The organism is Sphingomonas sp. 77B (assembly GCF_056497825.1).
Map to the genome: position 1 here is coordinate 1,244,398 of NZ_JBWMBY010000001.1, position 25,312 is coordinate 1,269,709.

A 25,312-nucleotide genomic window follows, 5' to 3' on the forward strand; every position below is an offset into this window, starting at 1 on the left:
CCCGCCGCCCGGTGTTGATCTCGGACACACGGCCCGGATTCGTACCATAGTCGGCAGCGATGTCATGCTGGTTGTCTCCCGCCCGGAGGCGAGCCCAGATGTCAGCGATTGCCGCGTCGGACAAAGGGAAGCGAGTGCGGCGCTGAGGCCGCTGGGGGATATTGTTTGCCATTTTACATCCTTGTTCGGCAAACGACCGGTCTTGACGGCACAACCTCAAGGTGTAGACGTTTCCGCCGTACCAAGGGGTACATCCCGCTCTCGCGTCCGGACCAAAAGCCGCGAGAGTTGCCCCCGATCAGAAGCCCCGGCGCCTGCCAGCGCTGGGGTTTCCTCGTTTCGGAAACAATCAACAAACCACGTATCCTGAGTCGACTGAGTCGCCAAGCGACTCAAAATACGCGGCAATTTAATTGATCATAGAAAGCCACGGACCGCGCCGCGACTGACGCGGTCCGTTTGGAAATTCCGGTTCAGGAAGCGGGTGCGTTACACGTCCACCAGGAAGCAGAACGCCTTCTTGCCATATGATTTGGCATAGATGCGGCGACCGCCCCGGGTGATCCACGCAACGCACACCCACTTCTTGCCCGGAGGGGCAGGAGTGGAGGGCATCCGAGAGCTCCCACTATGCGGCCCGGCGTTCTTGCTTCCTTAACCGAATGCGCCTATCTGACGCTTGACTGAGGCTCGGTTTTGGATCGCTCACCCTTCTCAGGGGCCGCGTTCTGATCAGAGCTTTTCCTAAGGGGTGCGGTGCATACTGTGCCCCTTTTTCTTTGCTGGCAGTTCGTCACCGTCATCCACTTTTTCGATCTGGGGATTCGGTGACCCTTGCCATGTCATCCTGTAAACATCGCCCTGCGCTACGGACTGAACTGCATGCGGGAAGAGCGCCGCAATGCATGTGCCCTCAGAACGCCTTACTGACGGATATATTATGCCATTGAGACCCTTAGCTCGCGCAGCGTCGGCCAAGGCATTTCCCGCAGGATAGCCAATACTTTTGTCAGGATGCAAACTAGCATGTCCAGGCTGGCCGCGTAGATCTACAAACTCACCAGCAAAGCTGGCAAATAGCTCTGCATATTCGACGGTCGCCTCGAACACGCCGGTCGCAGCCAATGCTTCCGTCAAATGATATGCAACCTCTTGAAGGCAGGTATCCACGTCTAGTGCGGCATACCAAGCCCCACGATCTGATCCGTTAAAACGGTTTGGCTCACGAGGTTTCGCATATGCGAATGATGCGTTGATGAATGCCGCATGCGGCACGCCATACACCAACTCATAGGACTGAATATCACTCGTCCCACGCGTCTGAGCAACAAGTCTGTTACTCGTAGCGCCTTCAATCTCAGCCAATGCAGCCAACTCGTCAGCATCGACTAAATTGAGAAGAACTGACTCCCTCAGTCGTGCCGTCGTAACCAACCTGACGGTTCGTTGCAAAGCATCCCGGGTGATTGTCAGTCCGTTCAGCATATTACAGGCCGCCTCGCACTGCATCAATGTATCGACGCGTTTCTAGCATCATTGGAATACCGCCCTCAATCATAGCGTTGACGGGACTCTGCCGCTGGAAAAGCGGCCCCTTGTTCGGCAGCTTAGGCCAACGATCCGCCATGGCATCAGCGAAAAGGAGATGCAGCCCTTTGTAAACACCAATGGCTGCGGATGCGCGGGTCATTTGATCTTGGGATAACGGCTGGTCCCATGATCCACGCTTTATGCGATCCCAAGTGCTATCGCTCACACCCAGAAGGGCTGCAGCTTCGCTATTCGAAAGACCCCAGTGCTGAATAATTGCGCGGAACGCCTTAAGCGCCACGCCCGAAAGCCGAGCGCGATCATCGCCATTCGAGAAGGTTTGTACATCGATAGGCGTCAGTGGCGCCTTCGTTCCAAATTTTACAACCTCGGCCATGACAACATTCCTCAATCCCCGCAAAGGAAGATGGTCATCACCTGACGCGATGTCAAGCGTCAAATGACAGATTCGGGCCAATCAGAGGGCATCTCCCCACTCTTAGCCACGCGCCTGCCCAGGCCGACATCGATTTGCGGCCACCGGGCTGCGCGGTGCAATCCTGCCCACCCCCTCTTTAGGGCGACAGATGCTGAGGCAGTATCAGATCGCCGCGACGACCAAACGCAGCTTGAACGGCCGTCGCCCCGCCTCGCTGGTACGCTTCGTGATCACTACCGGGCTAGATGATCAGCGGCCCGTGGGTGACGAGCGAGTCTTTGTCCATGTCGACACTGCGTCCCGCAGTGGTATCAATGGAGATCCCAGCCTGTCCTGAGCCGCCTTCACTTGAAGCTACGCGACTCCCCTCAAGCTCCCTCACCCCCTTGACCTATGTTCGCATTTTGTTCCAGCTAGGCCGGGTCACGAATCGCTGGAATATGAGCATGATGCAGCACGACCCCCGCCTGCGCGAAGCCGCGCGCGCTATCTACGAGGCTTGCTACCCCTCGGACGAATGGGCGCAGTTCGTGTTCGATGAAGCGGAGCGATACGGGACCGTGCATTACCGTCAGGCAGTCGATGGGGCGTTGGCGGCCCGCGCCTGCCTAGCCGCCGCCGGTGAACAGCTCGCGCTTCCCGTCACGTGACACCTCAGCCTGCGATGCGCCTGCATGACGTGCCGTTCGACCTCATCCCACGCGAGGTGCCGTTTTTCCTGTGCCGGACCCCGGCGGGCTTTCCGTCGCCTGCCCAGGACGACATGGAAGAGCCGATCGATCTGGGGGCTTGGCTCGTCGAGCATCCGGCCGCCAGTTACATCATGCGGGTCGAGGGCGGATCTATGGCGGGCGCCGGGATCACTGATGGCGACCTGATCGTGGTCAACCGTGCCAAGCGAGCACGCGCAGGTTCGATCGTCGTCGCGCTGGTCCACGGTGATCGCACGCTGAAGCGCCTGAAGCAGATGGATGGCCGCTATTGGCTTGTCCCGGAGGCGGATGGCTTCTCCCACATTCTCGTCGACGAGTATGTCGAGATCTGGGGCGTCGTGGTGGGCGTAGCGCGCAAGGTCGTATGACCTCGCCAATCGCCCTGATCGACTGCAACAACTATTATGTGAGCTGCGAGCGCGCATTCGACTCCAGCTTGGTGGGCGTGCCGGTCATCGTGCTGTCCAACAATGACGGCTGTGCGATCGCGCGCTCTGCCGAGGCGAAGGCGCTGGGCATCAAGATGGGTGATCCGGCTCATCACCTGCGTGACCTGATCCGACGCCACGGCATTCAGGTCCGCTCGTCCAATTACACGCTCTATGGCGACATGCAGCGCCGCGTCCTGGCTGCCTGCCAAGCGTTCGTCCGAGACTTCGAGATATACTCGATCGACGAGATATTTCTCGACCTAGCCGGGTTCGATGACCGCGACCTTGTCGACCATGCCCATCGCCTCCGCGCTCAGGTTCTGCGCTGGACGACGATTCCGACGTGCGTCGGCATCGCGCATACCAAGACGCTAGCCAAGCTGGCCAATGCCGCTGCGAAGAAGCAGCCGCCCTTCAGTGGCGTCGCTGACCTTCGGGACGAACGTCTGCGCCAGGACGTCATGCGGGCTTTCCCAGTCGGTGACGTATGGGGTGTCGGCAAGGCCACGGCGCTAAAGCTGGCAGCGCTGGGCGTAACCACCGCCGCCGGGCTTCGGGATATGCCCATGAAGCAGGCTCGGGGCGTAGGTACGGTAGTCCTAGAGCGACTGGTCGCTGAGCTGCGCGGCATCCCCGCTGACGCTGTTGAGGCGGTCGAGCCGCAGCGGAAGGGCATGGCCGTCACGCGGTCCTTCGGGACGCCTGTGACTGACTTCGATGGCCTGATGGGCGCGCTATCCCAATATGCGCTGCGGGCTGGAGAGAAGCTGCGCAACCATGGCCTCGTCGCAGGGCGACTGACGGCGTTCTTCCATACCAACAAGCACAAGCCCGACCGGCCACAGTATGCCGGGTCCCGCGCGGTGACGCTGCATCCGATGACGAGCGATAGCCTGGAATTGATCGCTGCCGCTCGACGTTGTGCCGAGCGAGCCTGGCGGGATGGATACGCCTATACGAAGGCCGGGATCTTGCTCGACGACTTGGTGGCGGCGACTGATCGCCCCCGAACGCTATTTGAGGCCGTTACGGAAAAGCGGGACCGTCTGATGGCTGCGCTCGACGAGGTGAACGGGCGCTTCGGGACTTTCACTGCGGTCACCGCTGGACAGGGCTTCAAGCGGCAGTGGCGGCTTCGGTCAGAAATGCGATCACCGGCGTGGACGACGCGGATCGATGAGGTGCCAACAGTTCGCGCGTGATGCACGACGCTGTAACAAAACGTGTCGCACGGACCCTGCCCCAGACTGCGCCGTTTCCCCAGCCTCTAACCTACAATTCCTTGTACCGATCTGGGAGTGGTCGCATGAGACGCAGCACAGGTTTCCTCGGTGTGGGCATAATTGGTGCCACGGTACTGGGCGGCTCGATCGCGGTCGGGTACTTGGACCAGCGGTTCAAGCCGCAGACCGCCGCCAAGTCGTCGTTCGGACAGGGCGCGTCGCCCGCACAGGAAATGGAACGCCGGAGAGGCAGGGCTGCAACCGTTGCGATAGCCGAGGCAGCCGTTCGCTAGGTGAACGGGCAATTGGTTGCAGAACGCCATGCTTCGGACAGCGGGCGTCATTCGCGACATGGCTCGACCAATGAGCTGTTGACCGGCTATCCAGTGCCCAGCCGCATAATAGCGAGACGTAAATACGGCCACGCCCCGCGACCCCGTCCCGCTCTTCTGATCAAGATGACAGATGCTGAGCCAGGATTAATCCGCCGATGACGATCAGGACAAAGCCGCCTAGGATGCCAGCGTACCGACCAAGGTAAGGACCAATATGCTTGCCCAGCATGACGCCGATGGTCGCCATCAACGTCGTCGTCCCGCCAATGACCATGCAGGCAGCCCAAATGTTGACGTCCATAAGGGCCAGGGTCACACCGACGGCCGCCGCGTCGACGCTCGTTGCGATCGCCGTTGCAGCGAGCCGGAGCATGCTGGGCTTGGTTTCGCTGTCAATTTGGTGCGCATCGCCTTCACTCGTCCAGGCTTCCCGGATCGTATAGGCGCCAACCGCGAACAGTAGCGTGAACGCGACCCAATGGTCGTAATCGGCAATCCAGTCATTCAACGCAAAGCCAAGCAGCCAGCCGAGTGCAGGCGTCAGAGCCTCGAAAAACCCGAACACAATGCCGACTTTTACCGCATCACGAAGGCGGGCTCGTCCTTCGGTCGCCCCTTTGCTCAACGAGGCCGCGAAAGCATCGACAGACAGGCTTGCGCCCAAAGCGCCAAGCGTCAAAATTCCGGGCATCACGTCATTACTCAGGGCCAGCAAACCAAACGATGCATGCACCCGTGGCCACAAAGCGGAGTGCTGCATCATTGGTCTCGCCGGGCAGGACGAACCTGCTGCTACCGCCACGAGCCGATGGCTCAAGGATGTTGACGGCAACCCCGCTACTGCGGGTAGCTACTCCCCAAGGACGCAGGCCCAATATCTGGTAACGCCTATCGTCTCTAGACGATAAATACGATCAATTCTATCCGATTAATCGAGAGCAAATGCTGGCCACATGCTCGGCGGCCTGGTCCTAACGTTCCCTCGTTGGAAACACGGGCCCACGCACTTTCATTCGATCCGCACGGTACGGGCGCTGGAGCGTCACCGCTTGTTCTGCCGGTGCGCGCAGCCATGTCGTCACATCCTCAGGACGTAAGACGGTGATCATCGCCTTTGGGTGAATGGGCTCGACCAGTTCGTTCGCGTCGCAGGTAACCATCGCGAACGACCGGCCCTCAGCCGTCTGCTGCCAGAACCCCGCGACCGCGAAAGTCGGCTGGTCGGTGACGCTGAACCACATCTCGCCTTTTAGCGGCGGCTTGCCATCTCCTAGGTTGTGGCGGTCGGGGGTGAACTCGCAAAACTCTGTAAGCGGGATGATGCAGCGGTTCGCGGGATCAGCGGCTAGGCGGCGCCACTGCGGCAGTTCCAGGTTTCTTACGTTGGTCATGGGGTACGGCGCTTTCCCGCCCAGTACGTCCCAGGACATGACGTCCCAAGCGCGCTCGCCATCCTGCTCCCGGATCACATAGGATCGCGCCTTCGGACGCAATTCCTGCGGGTGGAAGCGATTGTCGCGAGGACGCTCCTCGAAGAGCTTGGCGGCCGACTGGAATATCGCCTGCGGCTCTCCATCAAATCGGGCTCGGTTACACATGTGCTCGACTGCCCCTGGGTTACCGCAAGCCGCTTCAACGCTCTGCTAAGGGTCTGTTTCCCTTGGGTTTAGGCTAGCATGAGGCCCGGCAGCCCCGATGCCGCCGGGCCTCTAGGCTGTTCAAAATTCCGACCAATCCTCGGAAACTGCTAAGCCGCCGCCGGAGACGAGACGCATTGCAGGTTTCGGGGCCAGCCGACTCGGTGAGACAGCGGCCTGGGTCGCACGGATCCCCGAAGCGCCAATCCGGAAGCGAGCGACATGTCCCGCCAGCTCGTCCGCCTTGTCCGTCAGTTCGCGAGCCGCGGCGGTGGTTTCTTCAACCATAGCCGCGTTACGCTGGGTCACGCCGTCCATCTCCTCGACCGCAACATTGACCTGACCCAAGCCGCCAGCCTGCTGTTCAGCCGAGTTGGCCAAGCTGTTGATCAGGGCGGTGATCTCTTGGACTCGACCGATGATCTGATCGAGCGAGCGCCCCGTCTCCGCCACCAGTTCGACACCTGTTTCAATCTGCTCGTTGCTGGCGACGATCCGCGACTTCACATCCTTGGCCGCATCTGCCGAGCGCTGCGCCAGCGCACGAACTTCCGAGGCGACCACAGCGAAGCCCTTGCCCGCGTCACCGGCACGCGCCGCCTCGACTCCGGCATTCAGCGCCAACAAATTGGTCTGGAACGCGATGCCATCGATCACGCTGATTATTTCAGAGATCTCATGGCTGGACCGCTCGATACCGCTCATCGCTGCGACTGCATCGCGTACGACCTGCCCACCGTTTTGCGCAGCGCTGCTGGCGTCTGCTGCCACCGTATCCGCACGTTTTGCGTCAGATGCCGAACGCCCGACCATGTCCGTGATTTGCTGCATTGAGGCGGCAGTCTCCTCCAGGCTGGCGGCCTGCTGCTCAGTGCGCTGGGACAAGTCCTCGGACGCTGAACGTATCTCTCCTGAGGCCGCACGAAGGCCTTCGGAAACACCACTCACCGCGATCATCGCCTGCTCAACCTGAGCCATGGCGTTGTTGAAGTCGCTGGCCAGCGATGCAAAGGGTTCATCCAGTGCGACATCGATCCGGGCGGTCAGATCCCCGGCGGCCAGGGCCTGCATCCCCGCCCCGATCGTCGAAACTATGAGCGCCGCCTGTTCGTCCTTTTGCCGATCCGCCTGCGCCAGCTGATCGCGCAGCGTGGCGGCGGCGCGCATCATGTCGCCGACTTCGTCTCGCGCGTCGTTCGCGGGGATCGCGACGGATCGCTCGCCCGCCGCCAGCTTGCCCAGCAGGCCGCTCATCGCACCAACCGGCCGTGCGATCAGGCGAACCAGCAGCATCAACATAGCCATGGTCAGCAGGGCGACGCCGATTACGGTGCCGATTACGATCCGTTCACTGGTCTGATAATTGTCCTTCGCCTCGGCCACCAGCGCGTCGATCGCCTGCGACTGCTTCACGCGCATCGTGTCGGCGGCCTTGTTCGCCGTGACGAAATAGGGCCGCGCGACCCGGAAAAGCGCAATAGCCTGGGGCGACCCGATCGCCGCCGCTCGCGAAGTTTCCTCCGCATGGCTGCGATATTCGTTCCAGTCGCGCACGAAGGTATCGAGCGCATTGCGCGTCTCGTCATTCGCCAGCCGGGGCCGAAGCCAGCGCGTCCGCTCCGCGATCTGGTCGCGAAGCTCGTCGATCCGCCGCTGTGCCACCGCCCGGTCCTCCGGGGTGACGGACAACAAATGCTGGCCGATCGTGGCGCGATAGGTCGCCGTGCTGGCATTGATGACCGCGATCGCCTCGAGTTGGGCACGCTGCTCGCCGCCCAGATTGACCGCAACGTCCCGCATATCGCCCAAGCGAACGACAGCGAGTGCCGCTAGTCCCATGAGCGCGATCAGCAGGATGGAAAAGCATGCGATAAGCTTTCCCAAAATGCGGAGATTTTGCACGGAGGCAGTCCCTTCGATCCATTGGCGCCCCCCAGCGCAGGGAGGGCCAACTGCCTGCCTTCGAGTTAACTTTATGATATTGACTATAGTTAAGAACGGTTAGGTGGGCTGGTGCATACTGACGCGGGAGCAAATCAGCCTATGCCACGGCAGATGGGTGCACACGTCTTTTCGCCAGCCCGACGCTGATGCGTAAGGTCGGGGCAATCTATCACCCCGACCCATGCAATCATTTCGCGGGCAGCGGCGCAACCGGCACGGTCGCGTTGACCGCGAGCGGCGGCGGCGCGGTGGCAGCAATCGAAAGGGGCACGTCCTCGTCTACGAAGCTCTTTACGATCGACCCGGCCGGGACCTTGGCACTGGTGCCGGTCATCAAGAAGCCTGCCACCGGCACCAAGGCAATCGCCCCAACGACGCCAGCCGTCCCCGTCACGCCCTTGTCGTCGAAGGCACCCGACATGCGGATTTGGCGACCGTTGACCGTCACGAACAGGACGCGGCCCGCAAGGTGACCCGACTTGCCCCACATGCCCTTGTTACGGACGTCGGTGATCTCACCCATTGCGGGGCTGCCAGCCGGAATGACGGTGACGCCGTTCACGACGACCGGCTCGGCCGTTTCAAGGTGAAAGCGCTGCCCGACGCGTAGCTGCTTGCCCTTGGTGGTCAACTCTTCAGAAAGGCGAAGAGGAACCTCGGTTCCGACGCGCAGGACGGCGGCGCTGGCAACAGGAGCGGCGATAGGCGTTGGCTGAGCAACTTGCGCGTGCGTAGCGACAGAAGCGAGCGCAATGGCGCCCGCCAGGCAATACTTTAACATTAGGCATCCCCCCGTTTCTGATTCGCGGCTCGCGAAGCATTACGGGGATTAGGATTTAGGACCGACGTTTAGTCAACTGTCCAATGCCGCCACTATGACCGGAATGGCACGCCTGACGTAACCGGCAATTGCGATGATCACCGGCAAGCCCATGATCAGCGCAAGGGCGCAGATCTGAATCCAGTCCAGAACGCTGCGCCACTTGCTGATCGGCGGGTTACTTGATCGGCTTCGCACCAGGCGTTCCGCACTTAGCGAACCGCCCATTCGCGGCCTTGCAGCGCGTGGCCTTCGGTGCGGCCGCCTCAGGGCACTTCACGAATTTGCCCTTCGCGTCGCGACATGGTGCAGCGATCGATGGCGTGGCGACGGCGATGAGCGAAAGAGCGGATGCGATAACGGCAAGCGAGCGCATTGGTCTTCTCCTACCCGTGAGTCGGGCAGCGCGATGCTATTATCGATGTCGAGCGCGTACCAGAGGTTGGGCGTATGCCGATGGCGTCATGGCAAGGGCGCCCAAATCCGGCCGTTCTCATTCTTGCTTTGTGTTCTGGCACCGACCATCCTTCGCTGATGTCCGGCCCAGCAAACGATTCCGATTACCTGATCTACAGGTTTTTTGTGGGATTGCTTGCGTTGGCTGCCGTCGTGATCGCTGGAAGCATGGGATGGGAAATTTCTACGGGAATCGTCCATCATCGCACGGGAGGAATGGCCGTTCGAGCGGATGATCCAAGCGGCTTTTGGATTGACCTAGCAATTCAAGGAACGCTGGCGGTCTTCCTAGGCTGGCAGGCTTATCGAATGCGTCGGCTCGCTCGCCGCAATTGACGTCGTCGTTCAACGCAGCACAGGACCTATTTGGGAAAACTGCCAGTCATTCTGCCTCCCCGAGCAGACATTCCGCTATCGCCCAACTTCGGCCGCTCAATCCGCGGGGGTTGCGTCGTTGCCGGGAAAGCGCTTGCCCATTTCGTTGAAGTGCTCGTCGCTGGTGAAGCCACCACCGAGGTCATAGAGGTATAATGTAACCGGGCACCGCTGCGCGTTTGCCCAAGCTATCGCCTCCTGGACCGAAACGGCTTCTAGCGCATCATAATCTACCACCAGCGACGGATCGCTCTCCGGTGCTTGATCGGCATCATGACAACTATTGTCGTGCTCGACCGCTTCCACGATCGCATTGACCTCGCGCCAACGATAAGGGCGGGTGCGTTTGTCTATGACGTTCCAGAGCATGAAGGCGTTGTAGCCCGCCCTTGATCATCCGCAACGGCAGCTTTCCACCAAAACTAGCCATCCGCCACTTCCCAGACGTCGTCGGCTAGGGCGGACGGCAGGCCCCCTTAATTCAATCGGCCAATAGCGCGCTAACCGGACAATGGTCCGACAGGTGCTTCTGGCCCGACGCATAGGTTGTCTCAGCGAAACCGCTCGCCTGTCCCGCCGCTCGACGATCAAAGACGATGTGATCGATGAACGAGCGATACCGGGGATCGCACCGTGGCGTCACACCCTCATCAGCCAGCCGCAGATCGGCGTTGGCGGGACTGCCATCGTCCAGTTCAGTCCAAACTGCGTCGGCAGGTTCAGCAAGGCGACGGTTCCAGTCCCCCAGGACAATAAACCGATCCGGCCCGACGGACGCTCGGTCAATCCAATCCTCCAGCACCGGCACCTGCTGCTGCAGGACGCCACAGGCCTGAGCGCGGTCGCCGTGAAAGCAGCCGGACTTCAGATGGACCGCCAGCAAGCGGACAGGCTGATGTCCCGGCGCCCTCACGCGGACATCGACCCCCGAGCGCAACTGCGGGTTGCCGAGCTGTAGGGCCGTGACGTCCGGATTGTGGTCGAACGCGATACCCTTCCTGATCGCGAACCCAACGGCTTGGCGGATAAACTGCTGCTGCGGCTGCTTGCCGCCACAACTGCCCGACGCGGCGCCGGGGCGCTTCTCCATCACGATGGTGTAGCGGCTCGGGTTGAACACACGCGCCGCCGCCGCTTCGTTCTCCGCCTCTTGGAAAGCGATCACGTCAGCATCAAGCGTATCCACGATCTGACGCATGGCTGCATAATCCGCGTCGGTTCGCGGCTCGCATCCTGCCCCGTCCTTCTCCGCCAGGAACTCCAGGTTCCAGGACGCCACCTTGAGCGGGCGGGTTGCGATCGCGCCCTCGGTACCATCACGGGGAGTGATCTGTGGGATGGTGCAGGACGCCAAGCCAGCGAGGAGAGATGCAATAACGACGGAGCGGATCATCATGCCCGATGTGTGCCAAGGCATGCGTCGGGGCACAATAAGTCTACTGCCCCAACAATCTCGACGAGCCCGCTACTCACTCAGCGGCAGTCCTTTAGGTACCGCACCATCCTCTCTACCCCGGATGGCGTGAGACCAATCATCCGATAGCGTCCATCCCGTTCGCCAGTCCATGAATGCACCAAGCCCTCCCGCTCTAGCACGGCGATCCAGCGCAACCCGGTCGTCTGGGGCACGCAGGCCCCAATGCACGTCGTACTGACCGACTGCGATTTTCCGTCCTCATATGCAATGAAGAGGTCGAGGAGTATGTCCCATGCGGGCTCGCCAAAAATGGCATCGGTACGCTCAAAATGCTTCCCGCGACGCCGTCTCTCGGCATACAATTTTCGGGCTTTGACTGACTCGTGTTCGATCTCATCCCCTGCATGACGCTGTGACTGCAACGCCGTCAGTTGGGCAATCAGCGACGCTACCGCTTTACGAAGTTCGGCAAGCTGGGTTGGCAAAGAGGTATCGATGTTTTGCATCATACAGCCTCGAGCTTGCGCAACGGGACTATTTGACTGATACGTCCCATTTCCACGGGACATCGTGACCAAACAGACGCTTGCGGCGAACGTGCCGCCAAGTACCGGCGGCGGTCAGGAGCAGCATTCCGTAACCCCAGAAGCGGATTTGAAAGCTGTAACCGATAGGCAGCATATCGGGGACCATCGCTTTCGCGACGTGCGCCATCACGGTCGCAGCCTGGAGCCCGGCGACCCAAACAGGCCAGAAGCGACGTGAAGCTATAGCCAGCGCGGTAAGCGCCATCAGAAGTATAAGGTCGATCGTGAAGAAACCCCACGAGACTGTCGTGTGGGCATACAGGCGAGGCAACCTGGGAATTGCGAAACCTGTAAGGAAGGCTGCCAACTGCAACGCCATCGCGATCCTTTCGACCGCGCCGCCCCGGATCGAGACGTATATCAAGCATAGCACAAAACCTGTGACGAAGATCATGAAGGTGTTCATGCTGGCCGAGCGCCCCTTGTTTCAGGCTCAGTCGGCCGACACGATTCAGGCGTCAACCGGGTGACGATCCGAAATGCGCATACTTGCAGGCGTCGGCGGCTGGGTGTCGCCATAATCGCCGTAAGACACAGCGCCTAAGCCAATTTCGTACTGAGCTTCGCGCAGGTCGTAATGCGCTTCATGGATGAGGTTACGCGCCTCAATTAGCCGGACGTTCGCCAACGCGACGTTCTCCAGGCTCTTCTGAGCGATCGTCAAGGGAGCCTTCGCGCGGCGTCGGCCATCGATTATGGCCATCGTCAGCTTGGCGTTGCGAATGATCGCAGCGTCCAATTCCTGCTCGTAAGGTATCAATTCGTTCGCGATTGAGTGAGCGACAGCAAGGCGTTCTTTGCGCATGGGGTGTCTCCGCTGAAGGCGAAGAATCCACCCCCAGCTATCCGGTACTTTTTACGAGGTGCCAAATTGGCCGGAAGAACGTGTTGAGCCCCAGTCCCATAGAGATGGAAAGGGTCAACGCCGCCATGGCCGCAATGGCGATTGCGAAAATCCAAAAGACAGTTGCTAACGGAGATAGGTCATTTCGATTCTGCTCCCCTGTCGAGAGCGGTAGGCCAAGCCCGTGCGTAGGATACTGCCGAGGCCCTGGATCTACCGGCTCATTTGCTGGTGCATCCACGTCACTCGCTTGGCCTGGTTGATCCACCCGTGCTGGATCACCCCTGACCCGATCAGGGGTATAACCCGCAAACACCATCGCAGCGGCTTCACGCCTGTCTTTGGCGCCAAGTGCCTGTACTGCTTCGGCTATGTAACCATCGACCGTCGTTTTAGAGATCCCGAGTTCGCGGGCGATCTCCTTCGAGATACGACGCTCCCAAACGAGGCGGAGGCATTCGAGCTGGCGCGGGCTCAACGATTCGGTCGGCTTTCGATCCATTCCCGATCTGTTAACCGATAATTAACTTGTTCCACTCCCGGTCGTGTCCGTCAACGTGGTGTAATTTCAGGTGTGCCACCGGGCCGCATCGTTCAGGCGGCCTTGGGTGTAATCTGTAGGGGCGGTACCTCCTCGATCTGTGGTGTGGCGAGAGCGGTCATGCCTTCGATCTGCATGTAGCGGTTCTGGAGCTGGTATTCGTCGTTCTGCTCGAGGAGCACGGCGCCGATGAGGCGGGTGATGCTATCCTCGTTGGGGAAGATGCCGACCACGTCGGCGCGGCGCTTCACCTCCTTGTTCAGCCGTTCCAATGGGTTGGTGGAGTGCAACTTCGTGCGATGCTGTTCGGGGAAGGTCATGTAGGCGAGCACGTCGTGCTCGGCGTTGTCCATGCAGGCGCCGAGTTTCGGCCAGCGGGCGCGCAGCTGGTCGGCGACGTGACGCCAGGTCTGGGTGGCTGCGGCATGATCGGGCTGGAGGAAGACCTGCCGGATGGCGGCAGCCACCATGGTGTTCTGGCCCTTGGGCACATGAGCCAGCGCGTTGCGCATGAAGTGGACGCGGCAACGCTGCCAGGTGGCGCCGACGACGCGGGTGATGGCGGCCTTCAAGCCCTCATGCGCATCGGAGATGACCAGCTTCACACCCTTCAGGCCGCGCCGGACGAGGTCGCGCAGGAAGGTCGACCAGAACGGCTCGGCCTCGCTGGGGCCGATGTGCAGGCCGACGATCTCGCGCTTGCCTTCGGTGGTGACGGCGACGGCGATTATGGCTGCCACGCTGACGATGCGGCCGCCCTCGCGCACCTTGAGGTAGGTCGCGTCCAGCCAGAGATACGGCCACTCGCCGGCGAGCGGGCGCTTCAGGAAGGCGTTCACCCGCTCGTCGATGTCCTTGCACAGTTTCGACACGCTCGACTTCGAGATGCCACTCATCCCCATCGCCTGCACCAGATCATCGACGCGCCGCGTGCTGACGCCGGCGATCCAGGCCTCCTGGATGACGCTGACCAGCGCCTTCTCCACCGTCTTGCGGGGTTCGAGGAAGCCGGGGAAATAGGCGCCGGTGCGCAGCTTGGGGATCTTCAGGTTGAGCGTGCCCAGTCGCGTATCCAGGGTGCGGTCGCGGTAGCCATTGCGCCAGGTGCTGCGCTCGCCGGAGCGCTCGTGGCGACCGGCGCCGATGAGGCCGTCGACGTCGGCCTCCATGATGATCTGCAACACGCTCTCGGCGACGCTGCGCAGAAAATCGCCGTCTCCGGTCTTCGCCATCAGTTCGGCAAGCGGTAGTCTGTCGTCGGTCATCGGGAAAAACTCCTCGGGTGTTGGTGAAGCTCGACACTTCCACCTTAACCGATGAGCCCGGTGGCCACCGAGACGCCGACGGGGGTGGGGCCTCGGCCCCACCCCGGCATACACCGTCATCTACACCGGGAAATTACACCACGACCGCGGACGCTACCTCCACTCCCCTCAATTGCGCTTTGGTAATCGACATGCGCAAAAACGATCATACGCCCGACATTCAGACAATCAGGCGATTAGTCACGGAAGCTTTGGCGATCGCGGATCGTCGCAATCTCCTGGACATCGGCATCTGCCTCGATGGCGCACTGGTGCGCCTCTCGGAGGTCGATGGCCACGGAAGCAGTCGTAACAACCAACCATCTGTCGAACCGTCGGACCAGATCGATAATTGACCGCGCCATAGGAGTGGCCATGGGGTTCGATTGCGGCCCTGCGCTCTGTCCGTGAAGACGCGCATAACGGTTTTGTTCTTGCCCGCCTATCGGCGGCAAATGCCAACCGAATAGGCGAATCTAATTCTGATCACCTATGCCTGCTGATGCCGCAAAGCTCGTGTGATGGTTCGGGATACATACACACCGAACGCAAGCCTTCGGCTCACGTTTGCCTTTCAAATCAAAGGCCTGCCTACCGCGCGATAGGTGTCACATTGTGTTACACATTGTCCCACATTGTGTTACGCGCGCAAAATTCACCAATAAACAGACACTTAGTCGCATCGCATTGTGATGGCGTATCATGCTCGCGAGACCATTGCTTCAAGCGGCCGCCGATGAGATAGTACGCGCGACGAAGAGCCCACCAGCCTCCCTGCTAGGAGTCTGGTACATGAATAACATTCGGGAGCCAGCTGGCGCCCTCACCACACGGCAACCTCTCACCGTCACGGTGAAGGTGGCGCTTGCTATGATCGGCATTGGACGCACTCGGTTTTATGAGCTCGTCGCGGCCGGTCAGATCACCACCGTCAAGATTGGCCGACGACGGCTGGTGCACGTAGAGTCGCTGCAGCGCTTGGCAGCTGAGGGCTATGTCGTGGCACCGCCATACATCCGCCCAGAGCAGATTGACCTCGACCTTTGACCTGGTGTGAGAGACTATCAGCCAAGGTCATATGACCGGCACTGTTCGCCATCAATGGGCTCTAATCGGAATCAAATGTGGGAACAGCAGAGGGAGCGAGAAGCATCCTCAAGCACGAAAACTTAGCAAAAACAGGCACTTAAGTGACTGTTAGTGGTGCCCCTGGCCGGACTCGAACCAGCATGCCTTGCGGCGTTCGATTTTGAGTCGAATGCGTCTACCAATTTCGCCACAGGGGCAGCGAAGAGGCGCTGCTAGACGAGGGTGACGCACGGTGCAAGCGTCGATTGTCGGGATCAGGGGCAATCATGGGTCGCGACGCAGACAAAGACCAGCAGGGCATATAGGAGAATGAAGACCGCTCCGATCAAGTAAAACGGAGCGATCAAGCTCTTGGCTCTCCCACGCACAGGCAGCATCGACAGGCCGATCAGCCCGGGTACGGTCGCCAATGCGGCAAGGCCGCAAACGAGGACCGGACCACGAATACCGGACGCCACGGGATCCGACCATAGGATGGCCAGCCATGTCAGCGGTGGCCCGAACCCCATCAACAGAAGCGGGGTCATCCAACGCATTGCCTTACGCCCCATCAATTCACCGGCGGTCGCTGGCGATAGCTCAGCGCCTCGGCGACATGGATACGTCCGACCTCTTCCACACCCGCCAGATCGGCGATGGTGCGCGCCACACGCAGGACGCGGGTATAGCCGCGCGCGGTCAGGCGCATGCGCTCGGCCGCTTCGACCAACAGCGCGCGGCCCGCATCGTCGGGGGTGGCGAAGCGCTCCAGCCATGGGCCGTCCGCTTCGGCATTGGTCCGCACCGTAACCGGCGCATCGTGATAACGTTCGCTCTGGCGTGCGCGCGCCGCCGCCACACGCGCCGCCACCGTCGCCGATGATTCGGCGGCGGCGGGCGAGAACAGGTCGACCGCCCGAACCGGCTGTACCTCGACCGAAAGATCGATTCGGTCGAGCAAGGGCCCCGAAATCTTGGCCTGATAATCCGCCGCACAGCGCGGCGCACGGGCGCAGGCCAGTGCCGCATCGCCCAGATGGCCGCAGCGGCACGGGTTCATCGCCGCGACCAGTTGCACCCGCGCGGGGAAGGTCACATGCGCATTGGCGCGCGCGATGCTGACCGTGCCGGTCTCCAGCGGCTGGCGGAGCGAATCGAGGACCGCGCGCTGGAATTCGGGCAGCTCGTCGAGGAACAGGACGCCCAGATGTGCCAGGCTCACTTCGCCCGGCCTGGCCTTCAATCCGCCGCCGGTCAGCGCCGCCATCGATGCCGAATGGTGTGGCGCACGGAACGGCCGGGTCCGAGTCAACCGCCCTCCGGCCAGGGCACCCGCGACGGACTGGACCATCGAGACCTCAAGTGCCTCGGCAGCATCGAGGGGCGGTAGAATTCCCGGAAGGCAAGCGGCCATCAGCGACTTCCCCGATCCCGGAGGGCCGCTCATCAGGAGATTATGCCCGCCGGCCGCCGCGATCTCCAGCGCGCGGCGGGCATTTTCCTGTCCCTTGACCTGCGACAGGTCGGGGCCGGGCACGCCCTCCTCCACCAACCCTGCTTCGGGCGATGGCAGTACCGAATGACCCTTCAAATGATTGATGAGCGACAGCAGATCGGGCACGGCGATGACCGCGCCGCTGCCCGCCCAACTCGCCTCCGCGCCTTGCGCGGCGGGGCAGATCAGGCCCTTGTCGACCGACGCCGCATGGATCGCCGCCAGCAGGACGCCCGGCGACGGCCCGATCCGCCCGTCCAGCGCCAGTTCGCCGACCACGACATGATCGGTCAGCAATTCGGCATCGACCACCCCCATCGCCGCCAACAAGGCGAGCGCGATCGGCAGGTCGAAATGCGATCCTTCCTTGGGCAGGTCGGCGGGCGACAGGTTCACTGCGATGCGTTTGGGCGGCAAGGCAAGGCCCATGGCGGCGATCGCCGCGCGCACGCGTTCGCGGCTCTCTCCCACCGCCTTGTCGGCCAATCCGACCAGATTGAAGGCGGGCAATCCGGCAATCAGCTGGACCTGCACCTCGACGGCGCGCGCCTCCAGCCCCAGATAGGCCACCGTGGACACGATCGTCGCCATAGAAATTCCCCCGCGCGAACGCTCCCCTGCCCGCCGATGCTTCCTGCAAAGGATGACGTCCGACCGCAAGGGGCGATAGGCACAGGCCACGCGCGTGGAGCGGATTGACTTGAAACGCCGCTTTGCGTAAGCGGCTTGCCACCAAGGCCGTCCTCGTGGCGGCCGTTTTTATTCAGACGTATCCAAGGAATGAACGATGAAGCGGACCTTTCAGCCGAGCAATCTGGTGCGCGCTCGCCGTCACGGCTTCCGTGCGCGGATGGCCACGCCGGGCGGCCGTGCGGTGATCCGGGCGCGTCGCGCGCGCGGCCGCAAGAAGCTGTCGGCGTAATCACGACGCTGACCCGCCGCCGCGATTTCCTCGCGGCCAATGGCGGGCGACGCGTGGCGATGCCCGGCTTCGTGCTGCAGGTTCGCCCGCGGGATGACGGTGACGAGAGCGTTCGCGTCGGCTTCACCGTCACCAAGAAGATCGGAAACGCGGTCGTTCGCAACCGGATGAAACGCCGGTTGCGGGCGCTCGCGCGTGATCTGTTGCCGGAAAAGGGCATTGCGGGTGCCGATCACGTCCTGATCGGGCGGCAAGGCGGGATCGAGCGCGATTATCAGGCGCTCACCGCCGAGCTGGCCAAGGCGCTGACCCGCGCCGCCTCGCCCGATACCGGCGGCCATGATCGCCCACGCGAACCCCGCGTGCATCATGGCCGTGGCAAGGGGCGCAGCCCCCGTGGCGGCGCGCACCGCCAGCCCACCACACCGACTCAAGAGCCCGCGTGACCCTGTTCGCGCGGGCCTTGATCCTCGTCGCGCGGGGCTGGCAACTCGGCCCCTCGCTCATTTTGCCGCCCACGTGCCGCTATCAACCATCCTGTTCGGCCTATGCAATACAGGCCATTGCCCGCTATGGCGCGGTCAAAGGGGGCTGGTTGGCGCTCAAGCGCATCGCGCGGTGCCATCCCTGGGGCGGGCACGGGCCCGACCCGGTCCCCTGACACTAACGGGGTTTCCACGTGAACCAAGACCGCAAGAATTTCGTCGTGTTCGCGGTGATCGCGGCGCTGATCCTGTTCGGATGGCCGCTCATCCAGAGCAAGTTCTTCCCGAGCAATCCGCCCGCGACCAAGATCGTCGACGGCAAGCAGGTGCCGGTGGCCAACAGCTCGGCCAACCCGACCGCCACGACGCCGTCCGCGATTCGCGACCGCAAGGTCGTGCTCGCCGAAACGCCGCGCGTCGCGATCGACACGCCGCGCCTGAAGGGGTCGATCAACCTGAAGGGCGCGCGGATCGACGATCTCGTCCTGCTCGACTATAAGGAAACGGTCGCCAAGGACTCGCCGCCGATCCGGCTGCTGTCGCCTGCCGGTACGACGGGTGCCTATTTCGCGGGCTTCGGCTGGCGCGCCGACGGACTGGCCCCTCCGGCCGCCGATACGGTGTGGACCGCCAGCGCGCCCGTGCTGCGCCCCGGCCGGCCGGTCACGCTGACCGCGGCCAACGCCACCGGCCAGCGCTTCCAGATCACCCTGTCGGTCGACAAGGACTACATGTTCACCGTCCAGCAGACGGTAGCGAACGGCGGCAATGCGCCGGTGCCGGTCGCGGCTTACGGCTATGTCAATCGCGGCATCTCGGCCGATCCCGACACCTGGACGATCCATGTCGGCCCGATGTCGGTCAACAACGGCTCGGCCAATTACGGCCCGAACTGGAAGGACCTGGACAAGGCCCCGACCCGCTTCACCACGACCGGCGGCTGGCTGGGCTTTACCGACAAATACTGGCTGGCGACGCTGATCCCGGATCAGGCGAAGGCGTTCGATGGCCAGTTCCGTGCGGGCGCGGGCCAGACCTATCAGGCCGACTATACGCTGCAGCCGCAGACGCTGGCACCGGGCAAGCAGCTGACCCAGACCACCCGCTTCTTCGCGGGCGCCAAGGAAGTCGCGCTGCTCGACCGCTATACCGACAAGGAAGGCGCGACGAAGCTCGATTACGCGCTGGACTGGGGTTACTTACGCGTCCTCGAAAAGCCGATCTTCTACTATCTCGACTGGCTGTTCCGTCTGGTCGGCAATTTCGGCATCGCCATCATCCTACTGACCGTCACGATCCGGGCGCTGATGTTCCCGATCGCACAGCGCCAGTTCGCCTCGATGGCGGCGATGCGTGCGGTGCAGCCCAAGATGAAGGCGCTGCAGGAGCGCTACAAGGACGACAAGGTCCGGATGCAGCAGGAGGTCATGGCCCTCTACAAGCAGGAGAAGGTCAATCCGCTGGCGGGCTGTCTGCCGACGCTGATCCAGATCCCGATCTTCTACGCTCTGTACAAGGTGCTGATGCTGACGATCGAAATGCGGCATCAGCCCTTCTTCGGCTGGATCAAGGATCTGTCCGCGCCCGATCCGTTGACCCCGGTCAACCTGTTCGGCCTGCTGCCCTTCGTGCCGCCGCACTTCATCGCGATCGGCGTCGTGCCGATCCTGCTGGGCATCTCGATGTACTTCCAGTTCAAGATGAACCCGCAGCCGATGGACGATGCGCAGAAGCAGGTCTTCGCGATCCTGCCCTGGGTGCTGATGTTCGTGATGGCCCCGTTCGCGGTCGGCCTGCAGGTCTACTGGATCACGACCAACTGCATCTCTATCCTGCAGCAGCGCCTGCTCTATGCCCGCCATCCGGGCCTGAAGCAGCCGGCGGCCAAGTGAGCGAGCTTCCCACCCCTGCCCCCTCCGAGACGCCCGAGGGTTTCTCGGAGGAGCTGGTCGAGTCGGCGCGCAAGCTGTTCGCCGGGCCGGTCACCTTCCTGAAGTCCGCGCCCGCGCTGAAATTCCTGCCCGATCCGATCGTGCCGGAAGTCGCGGTCGCCGGGCGGTCGAACGTGGGCAAGTCCTCGCTGCTCAACGCGCTGACCAACCGCAACAATCTGGCGCGCACCTCGAATACGCCGGGGCGGACGCAGGAGCTGAACTTCTTCGACGTCGGGACGCCGCCGACGCTGCGGCTGGTCGACATGCCGGGCTATGGCTTCGCCAAGGCGCCCAAGGACATGGTCAAGCAGTGGCGCTTCCTGGTGAACGACTTCCTGCGCGGGCGCCAAGCCTTGAAGCGCGCGCTGGTGCTGATCGACTCGCGTCACGGCATCAAGGAAGTGGATCGTGAAATCCTCGAGATGCTCGACCGCGCGGCGGTCAGCTATCGCATCGTCCTGACCAAGGCGGACAAGGTAAAGGCGACCGAACTTGCCGACGTCGTCGCCCGCACCGAGATCGAGGCGCGCAAGCGTGCCGCCGCGCATCCCGACATTCTGGCCACCTCCAGCGAGGGCGGCATGGGAATCGCCGAACTGCGTGCAGCGGTGCTCGAAGCCATTGGCTGATCCGCTCTGGCGGTGATGGAAAAAAGGCCCGCCCGGTTCCATCGGGCGGGCCTTTTTTGTTCGGTTGCAGCGATCGGACGGGGCCGTTACGCCTTTGTCCATGAAGCTCATCATCGGTAACAAGGCCTATTCCTCCTGGTCGCTGCGCGGCTGGCTCGCATGCCGCCAATCCGGCCTGACCTTCGAGGAGGTGGTCGTTCCCCTGTACGACGCCGACTGGGACAAGCGCCGCGAGGGCGCGGAGTTCGCGCCGTCTTCGGGCAAGGTCCCGATCCTGTGGGACGGCGAGGCCGTAGTCTGGGACAGCCTGGCGATCATCGACTTCCTCGCCGACAAGGTCGGGCGCGATCGCTTCTGGCCCGAAGACGACGCCGCGCGCGCCATGGCCCGCTCGATGGCGGCCGAGATGCATTCCAGCTTCGTGGCACTGCGCCGCAAGCACAGCATGAACATCCGCCAGGTCTATCCCGCCCAGACGCCGGACGATGACGTGATCGTCGACCTGAAGCGGCTGATGGAACTTTGGGCGCAGGCGCGGGCACGATTCGGCGGTGGCGGGGATTTCCTGTTCGGCGCATTCGGCGCGGCGGACATCATGTTCGCGCCGGTGGTGACGCGGATCGTCACCTATCAGCTGCCTGTGGCCCGCTTCGCCGTGCCCTATATGGACGCGGTGCTTCGCCATCCCTTCATGCAGGACTGGATCGCCGCGGCGCAGGAAGAGGAATGGGTGATCGAGCGGTTCGAACAGCCGGTGGGGTAAGGATTGCCCTTGGCCTTCGACTTCGCTCAGGCTGAACGGGGTCAGGGAGCAGGCCACCTATACTTCGCTCCGTTCAGCCTGAGCGAAGTCGAAGGCCACGCCCCTCCCCCAGCCCCACCTACCTTGCGGCTGGCGGTACGTCGTTGAGCGGCGCCCGCTGCTCACCCGCCGGTTCGGCCACGCGCGACGCGAAAGTATAGACCAGCACCCCGGCAATCCCGAGCGCGATCAGTAGCCAGAGCAGCAGCCGCTTCCCGGCCTTGTGGCCGTTGGGATCGGGGTCGTTCATCATATCGCTCCTGTCATTCGGGTGCAGGAACGATGTCGGGGCGCATCGGCTCCGTAACCGTCATCAATCGCATGATTGCCGTTCACGCGCGTGCTGCCTATGCCGCGCACCATGACCGACGCCCTCTCCCTCGCCCAGGCTCTGATCCAGGCCGACAGCGTCACGCCCGCGCGTGGCTCCGTGTTCGATGTGCTGGAGGCCGCGCTGGTGCCGCTGGGCTTTGCCGTGGATCGCTTCACGGTCGGCGAGGAACCCGATGGCCCGGTCGAGAATCTGCTCGCCACGCGCAGCGGAACGGGCACGCACCTGGCCTTTGCGGGTCATGTCGATGTGGTGCCCGCAGGCGACGGCTGGCAGGGATCTCCCTTCTCCGGCGAGGTGCGTGACGGGCTGCTTTTCGGACGTGGCGCGGTGGACATGAAGGGTGCGGTCGCCGCCTTCGTCGCTGCCATTCCCGCCGAACCGGGCATCCCCCTGTCCCTCATCATCACGGGCGACGAGGAAGGCCCCGCCATTTATGGTACCCGCGCGCTGATCGATCGGATGGCCGAGCTTGGCGTCGCCCCCGACCTCTGCCTGGTGGGTGAGCCGACCTCCGCGCACCGGCTGGGCGACATGATGAAGATTGGGCGGCGCGGCTCGGTCAATATCTGGATCACCGTGCCGGGGCGACAGGGGCATGTCGCCTATCCGCATCTGGCCGACAATCCGATCACCCCGCTGGTCGCGATACTGGCCGAGATCGAGGGGCTGACGCTCGACACCGGCAACGCCTGGTTCCAGCCATCGAATATCGAGATCACCGACCTGCATGTCGGCAACCCCGCGACCAACGTCATTCCGGGCGCGGCGCGGGCGCGGCTATCGATCCGCTTCAACGACGAGCAAAATGGTGAGGCCTTGGTCGAGCGGATCACCGCCATCGCCCGTGCCCACGCCCCCGCCGCGCAGGTGACCGGCCGCATCTCGGGCGAGGCCTTCCTGACCCAGCCGGGTCCCTTCTCCGCGATGATCGCCGACGCCATCCGGGCCGAAACGGGGATCGAGCCGGAGCTGTCCACCACCGGCGGCACCTCCGACGCGCGCTTCCTGTCGAAGCTGTGCCCGACGGTCGAGTTCGGCCTGCTGAACGCGACGATGCACAAGGTCGACGAGGCGGTGGCGGTGGACGACCTCCATGCGCTGACCCGCATCTATGCGGGCGTCATCGCTCGCGCGGGCGCCTGAAGACGATATAGAGCGCGCCCTGACCGCCATGGCGCGGATGGGCGCCCCGGATCGCCGCGATCGCATCGGCATGGCGCGAGGCGCCCAGCCAGTCGCTGATCGCCGCGCGGATTGCGCCGCGTGCATGGGGCCGCTCGCTTTCGGGACGCGGCGGCTTGCCGGTCACCAACAACAGCACCCGATCGCCGCGCGCGATGGCCCGTCCAAGCCCCTGGTCGAGCAACGCATGCGCCGACGCCAGCGTATGGCCATGCAGGTCGAGCGAACTGTCGGGCATGACGCTGCCGCGTGACAGGCGCTTGTCCCAGCCGCCGTCCAGTGTCTCGCCCGGCCCCTTCTTCGCAGCGGCGGGTGGCGGCGCAGGCTGGCGAAGTGGCGGCACGCGGCCCTTCACCCGCACCTTGGGCGCGCCCGGCGTTTCGTGGAACACCGCCTCCATGCCGGGCGGCGGCGGCGCGGGTCGGGCGGGGACGACAGCGGCGCGCAAAGGGCGCACCGTCTCCATCACCCGCGCCCAGAGATGCGCCTCGTCAGGGTTGAGGGATCGCACCGACCGTCCCGACAGGCGCGGCAATCCCGGTGCGCGCCAGCGTGCCGATGGGGACAAGCAGGAAGGCCGTGCCACGCGCCGACATGCCACCTGCCACGGCCCGAGCGGTGTCGCCCGCGCCCCAAAAGGTATCGAACCGATTGGAGCCCTTGATCGCGCCGCCGGTGTCCTGCGCCACCCACAGCCCGGTCGCGTCCTGCCGGTCCATCGACAGGAAGACGGGTGCGCCCAGCGGCACGAACTTCGGGTCCGCCGCCACGCTGACCTGCCCGGTCACCGCATAGCCCATCGCCCCCTGCGGCGCGCCGTTCAGCTCGCGGAAAAACACAAAGCTCTTATTCTCGCGCATGATCGCGCGGCCTTCCTCGGGGTGATCGTGCAGCCAGGCGACGATCCCCTGCATCGAGGTCTGACCCGGCCCCAGCAGCCCGCGCGCCTTCATCAGCGCGCCGATGCCGGTGTAGTCGCGGCCATTCTGCGTGTCATAACCGACCCGCATGATCCCGCCATCGGGCAACCGCAGCCGTCCCGAGCCCTGAATCTGGAGGAAGAACACCTCGACCGGATCGGCGCCCCAGGCAAGGACCGGCGCGCGCCCCTCCAGTGATCCCTGTTCGATCGCGGTGCGGTCGTCATAGGGGACGAGGTTGGTGCCCTGAACCTTGCCGCGGATCTTCTTGCCCTTCAGATCGGTCGTGAAGGCGCCCAGATCGACGTCGATCAGGTCGCGCGGCCGGGCATAGATCGGCACCTCATACCCCGAGCGACGATCGCGCGAGCCCGCGATCTCGGGCTCGTAATAGCCGGTTGCCAGCGAGCGGCCGTCACCGACCTGCACCGCCTCAAAATAACGCGCGAAGAAATTGCGTGCCTGCCCGCGCGGTACGCTGGCGGCGGCCTGGCACGCGGGTTGCCAATCGGTGCCCTGCGTCAGGCCGCTGGCGTCGGTGCGGCGCATCAGGCCGGGGCAGGACAACAGGAAGGCGGCACGCGCCGCCTCGGCCTGCGGCTCGGTGATGGGCAGCGAAGCAACCGGCGGCCCGGCCAGCACGCCCGCCTGCGCCGCCGTGGCCGCCCCCGCAATCGCGACGACCGGGGTCGCGGGCAAAGGGGTAGTGCCGACGATCCGCACCGGCCCATCGGCGACGCGCGAGACGCTGGGGCCGCTCGGCTGAACCGAGGAGCCACCGGGTCGGGGGCGCGGTTGCGGCCTGGGCTGAGGCTGCGCTTCGCCCCGCGACGGGTAGGTTCCCGACGCGCTGGGCGGAACGATGCGCCCCGCACAGGCCGACAGGCTGACCGAAAGCGCGACCATGGTCGCGACGCGATACCCCCTCATCGCGGACATTCCCCC

33 protein-coding genes, 1 tRNA gene and 1 riboswitch are annotated in these 25,312 nt (G+C 63.2%); of the genes, 14 read left to right on the forward strand and 20 right to left on the reverse strand.

Annotated features, from left to right (window positions below):
* Positions 1–744 precede the first annotated feature (744 nt).
* Both AC1GI4_RS05660 and AC1GI4_RS05665 read right to left on the reverse strand, forming a co-directional pair.
* Positions 745–1,485: an RES family NAD+ phosphorylase gene (locus AC1GI4_RS05660; RefSeq protein ID WP_479628884.1), complete on the reverse strand. Its 741-nt coding sequence runs from the start codon at positions 1,483–1,485 to the stop codon at positions 745–747.
* 1 nt (position 1,486) lies between these two features.
* On the reverse strand, positions 1,487–1,990 hold the full coding sequence (locus AC1GI4_RS05665; RefSeq protein ID WP_479628885.1) for an antitoxin Xre-like helix-turn-helix domain-containing protein: 504 nt from the start codon (positions 1,988–1,990) through the stop codon (positions 1,487–1,489).
* 365 nt (positions 1,991–2,355) lie between these two features.
* Between AC1GI4_RS05665 and AC1GI4_RS05670 the strand changes: the two genes are divergently transcribed.
* The 4 genes from AC1GI4_RS05670 (at position 2,356) to AC1GI4_RS05685 (ending at position 4,629) form a co-directional block, all read left to right on the forward strand.
* Complete coding sequence (locus tag AC1GI4_RS05670; protein WP_479628886.1) at positions 2,356–2,619, forward strand: hypothetical protein; 264 nt, start codon at positions 2,356–2,358, stop codon at positions 2,617–2,619.
* Entirely contained in the window at positions 2,616–3,050 is a 435-nt protein-coding gene (locus tag AC1GI4_RS05675) for a LexA family protein (protein ID WP_479628887.1), read from the forward strand. The genes AC1GI4_RS05670 and AC1GI4_RS05675 overlap by 4 nt, the downstream gene beginning before the upstream one ends.
* The gene (locus tag AC1GI4_RS05680) at positions 3,047–4,315 is read left to right on the forward strand and encodes a Y-family DNA polymerase (RefSeq protein WP_479628888.1); all 1,269 of its coding nucleotides are present in this window, start codon (positions 3,047–3,049) and stop codon (positions 4,313–4,315) included. Before AC1GI4_RS05675 ends, AC1GI4_RS05680 begins: the two co-directional genes overlap by 4 nt.
* Before the next feature lie 104 nt (positions 4,316–4,419).
* On the forward strand, positions 4,420–4,629 hold the full coding sequence (locus AC1GI4_RS05685) for a hypothetical protein (protein ID WP_479628889.1): 210 nt from the start codon (positions 4,420–4,422) through the stop codon (positions 4,627–4,629).
* Positions 4,630–4,789: 160 nt separating this feature from the next.
* Here AC1GI4_RS05685 and AC1GI4_RS05690 read toward each other — a convergent pair whose 3' ends face one another.
* The 5 genes from AC1GI4_RS05690 to AC1GI4_RS05710 all read right to left on the reverse strand — a co-directional run bounded on the left by AC1GI4_RS05690 (position 4,790) and on the right by AC1GI4_RS05710 (position 9,300).
* Complete coding sequence (locus AC1GI4_RS05690; protein WP_479628890.1) at positions 4,790–5,386, reverse strand: manganese efflux pump MntP; 597 nt, start codon at positions 5,384–5,386, stop codon at positions 4,790–4,792.
* A riboswitch (yybP-ykoY riboswitch) is annotated at positions 5,369–5,542 on the reverse strand. (Overlaps the previous gene by 18 nt.)
* A 100-nt stretch (positions 5,543–5,642) precedes the next feature.
* Entirely contained in the window at positions 5,643–6,269 is a 627-nt protein-coding gene (locus AC1GI4_RS05695; protein ID WP_479628891.1) for an SOS response-associated peptidase family protein, read from the reverse strand.
* Positions 6,270–6,389: 120 nt separating this feature from the next.
* Positions 6,390–8,192 carry a methyl-accepting chemotaxis protein gene (locus AC1GI4_RS05700; RefSeq protein WP_479628892.1) on the reverse strand — a complete coding sequence of 601 codons (1,803 nt, stop codon included), beginning with the start codon at positions 8,190–8,192 and terminating at the stop codon, positions 6,390–6,392.
* A gap of 247 nt (positions 8,193–8,439) precedes the next feature.
* Entirely contained in the window at positions 8,440–8,883 is a 444-nt protein-coding gene (locus AC1GI4_RS05705) for a hypothetical protein (protein ID WP_479628893.1), read from the reverse strand.
* Positions 8,884–9,105: 222 nt separating this feature from the next.
* On the reverse strand, positions 9,106–9,300 hold the full coding sequence (locus AC1GI4_RS05710) for a hypothetical protein (RefSeq protein WP_479628894.1): 195 nt from the start codon (positions 9,298–9,300) through the stop codon (positions 9,106–9,108).
* A 228-nt stretch (positions 9,301–9,528) separates the two neighbouring features.
* Here AC1GI4_RS05710 and AC1GI4_RS05715 point away from each other — a divergent pair, with 228 nt between their 5' ends.
* Positions 9,529–9,864: a hypothetical protein gene (locus AC1GI4_RS05715; protein WP_479628895.1), complete on the forward strand. Its 336-nt coding sequence runs from the start codon at positions 9,529–9,531 to the stop codon at positions 9,862–9,864.
* A 96-nt stretch (positions 9,865–9,960) separates the two neighbouring features.
* Here AC1GI4_RS05715 and AC1GI4_RS05720 read toward each other — a convergent pair whose 3' ends face one another.
* The 7 genes from AC1GI4_RS05720 to AC1GI4_RS05750 form a co-directional block, all read right to left on the reverse strand.
* A complete protein-coding gene (locus AC1GI4_RS05720) occupies positions 9,961–10,272 on the reverse strand; it encodes a hypothetical protein (protein ID WP_479628896.1) in 312 nt (103 codons plus the stop codon).
* Between the two features lie 112 nt (positions 10,273–10,384).
* Positions 10,385–11,299, reverse strand: a complete 915-nt coding sequence (locus tag AC1GI4_RS05725; protein ID WP_479628897.1) for an endonuclease/exonuclease/phosphatase family protein — start codon at positions 11,297–11,299, stop codon at positions 10,385–10,387.
* 77 nt (positions 11,300–11,376) lie between these two features.
* Complete coding sequence (locus AC1GI4_RS05730) at positions 11,377–11,829, reverse strand: hypothetical protein (protein WP_479628898.1); 453 nt, start codon at positions 11,827–11,829, stop codon at positions 11,377–11,379.
* 25 nt (positions 11,830–11,854) lie between these two features.
* The gene (locus tag AC1GI4_RS05735) at positions 11,855–12,313 is read right to left on the reverse strand and encodes a hypothetical protein (RefSeq protein WP_479628899.1); all 459 of its coding nucleotides are present in this window, start codon (positions 12,311–12,313) and stop codon (positions 11,855–11,857) included.
* Between the two features lie 45 nt (positions 12,314–12,358).
* Positions 12,359–12,712: a hypothetical protein gene (locus AC1GI4_RS05740; RefSeq protein WP_479628900.1), complete on the reverse strand. Its 354-nt coding sequence runs from the start codon at positions 12,710–12,712 to the stop codon at positions 12,359–12,361.
* 37 nt (positions 12,713–12,749) lie between these two features.
* Positions 12,750–13,253, reverse strand: a complete 504-nt coding sequence (locus AC1GI4_RS05745; protein ID WP_479628901.1) for a LuxR C-terminal-related transcriptional regulator — start codon at positions 13,251–13,253, stop codon at positions 12,750–12,752.
* 92 nt (positions 13,254–13,345) lie between these two features.
* A complete protein-coding gene (locus tag AC1GI4_RS05750) occupies positions 13,346–14,557 on the reverse strand; it encodes an IS256 family transposase (RefSeq protein ID WP_062127151.1) in 1,212 nt (403 codons plus the stop codon).
* Positions 14,558–14,748: 191 nt separating this feature from the next.
* Here AC1GI4_RS05750 and AC1GI4_RS05755 point away from each other — a divergent pair, with 191 nt between their 5' ends.
* Complete coding sequence (locus tag AC1GI4_RS05755) at positions 14,749–14,952, forward strand: hypothetical protein (protein WP_479628902.1); 204 nt, start codon at positions 14,749–14,751, stop codon at positions 14,950–14,952.
* Positions 14,953–15,388: 436 nt separating this feature from the next.
* Positions 15,389–15,643 carry a helix-turn-helix domain-containing protein gene (locus tag AC1GI4_RS05760; RefSeq protein WP_479628903.1) on the forward strand — a complete coding sequence of 85 codons (255 nt, stop codon included), beginning with the start codon at positions 15,389–15,391 and terminating at the stop codon, positions 15,641–15,643.
* Between the two features lie 154 nt (positions 15,644–15,797).
* On the opposite strand, the gene AC1GI4_RS05765 is transcribed toward AC1GI4_RS05760, so the two are convergent.
* The 3 genes from AC1GI4_RS05765 to AC1GI4_RS05775 form a co-directional block, all read right to left on the reverse strand.
* A tRNA-Leu gene (locus AC1GI4_RS05765) sits at positions 15,798–15,882 on the reverse strand.
* A 57-nt stretch (positions 15,883–15,939) separates the two neighbouring features.
* A complete protein-coding gene (locus AC1GI4_RS05770) occupies positions 15,940–16,212 on the reverse strand; it encodes a hypothetical protein (protein ID WP_479628904.1) in 273 nt (90 codons plus the stop codon).
* A 23-nt stretch (positions 16,213–16,235) separates the two neighbouring features.
* The gene (locus AC1GI4_RS05775) at positions 16,236–17,750 is read right to left on the reverse strand and encodes a YifB family Mg chelatase-like AAA ATPase (protein WP_479628905.1); all 1,515 of its coding nucleotides are present in this window, start codon (positions 17,748–17,750) and stop codon (positions 16,236–16,238) included.
* 196 nt (positions 17,751–17,946) lie between these two features.
* On the opposite strand from AC1GI4_RS05775, the gene rpmH reads away from it, so the two are divergent.
* From rpmH to AC1GI4_RS05805, 6 genes are all read left to right on the forward strand, one after another.
* Complete coding sequence (rpmH, locus tag AC1GI4_RS05780; protein ID WP_007404632.1) at positions 17,947–18,081, forward strand: 50S ribosomal protein L34; 135 nt, start codon at positions 17,947–17,949, stop codon at positions 18,079–18,081.
* A 59-nt stretch (positions 18,082–18,140) separates the two neighbouring features.
* On the forward strand, positions 18,141–18,527 hold the full coding sequence (rnpA, locus tag AC1GI4_RS05785) for a ribonuclease P protein component (RefSeq protein ID WP_433911427.1): 387 nt from the start codon (positions 18,141–18,143) through the stop codon (positions 18,525–18,527).
* Positions 18,528–18,529: 2 nt separating this feature from the next.
* On the forward strand, positions 18,530–18,742 hold the full coding sequence (yidD, locus tag AC1GI4_RS05790; RefSeq protein WP_294271828.1) for a membrane protein insertion efficiency factor YidD: 213 nt from the start codon (positions 18,530–18,532) through the stop codon (positions 18,740–18,742).
* Between the two features lie 18 nt (positions 18,743–18,760).
* Positions 18,761–20,458, forward strand: a complete 1,698-nt coding sequence (yidC, locus tag AC1GI4_RS05795; protein WP_479628906.1) for a membrane protein insertase YidC — start codon at positions 18,761–18,763, stop codon at positions 20,456–20,458.
* On the forward strand, positions 20,455–21,129 hold the full coding sequence (yihA, locus tag AC1GI4_RS05800) for a ribosome biogenesis GTP-binding protein YihA/YsxC (RefSeq protein WP_294271760.1): 675 nt from the start codon (positions 20,455–20,457) through the stop codon (positions 21,127–21,129). The genes yidC and yihA overlap by 4 nt, the downstream gene beginning before the upstream one ends.
* 100 nt (positions 21,130–21,229) lie before the next feature.
* Complete coding sequence (locus tag AC1GI4_RS05805) at positions 21,230–21,892, forward strand: glutathione S-transferase (protein ID WP_479628907.1); 663 nt, start codon at positions 21,230–21,232, stop codon at positions 21,890–21,892.
* A gap of 118 nt (positions 21,893–22,010) precedes the next feature.
* Here AC1GI4_RS05805 and AC1GI4_RS05810 read toward each other — a convergent pair whose 3' ends face one another.
* Complete coding sequence (locus AC1GI4_RS05810; RefSeq protein ID WP_294271754.1) at positions 22,011–22,184, reverse strand: hypothetical protein; 174 nt, start codon at positions 22,182–22,184, stop codon at positions 22,011–22,013.
* Between the two features lie 108 nt (positions 22,185–22,292).
* Between AC1GI4_RS05810 and dapE the strand changes: the two genes are divergently transcribed.
* Positions 22,293–23,408, forward strand: a complete 1,116-nt coding sequence (dapE, locus tag AC1GI4_RS05815; RefSeq protein ID WP_479628908.1) for a succinyl-diaminopimelate desuccinylase — start codon at positions 22,293–22,295, stop codon at positions 23,406–23,408.
* Here dapE and AC1GI4_RS05820 read toward each other — a convergent pair.
* Positions 23,386–23,913, reverse strand: a complete 528-nt coding sequence (locus AC1GI4_RS05820; protein WP_479630355.1) for a Smr/MutS family protein — start codon at positions 23,911–23,913, stop codon at positions 23,386–23,388. The two genes, dapE and AC1GI4_RS05820, sit on opposite strands and share 23 nt — an antisense overlap.
* A 25-nt stretch (positions 23,914–23,938) precedes the next feature.
* Positions 23,939–25,297: a murein transglycosylase A gene (mltA, locus tag AC1GI4_RS05825; RefSeq protein ID WP_479630356.1), complete on the reverse strand. Its 1,359-nt coding sequence runs from the start codon at positions 25,295–25,297 to the stop codon at positions 23,939–23,941.
* Positions 25,298–25,312: the final 15 nt, after the last annotated feature.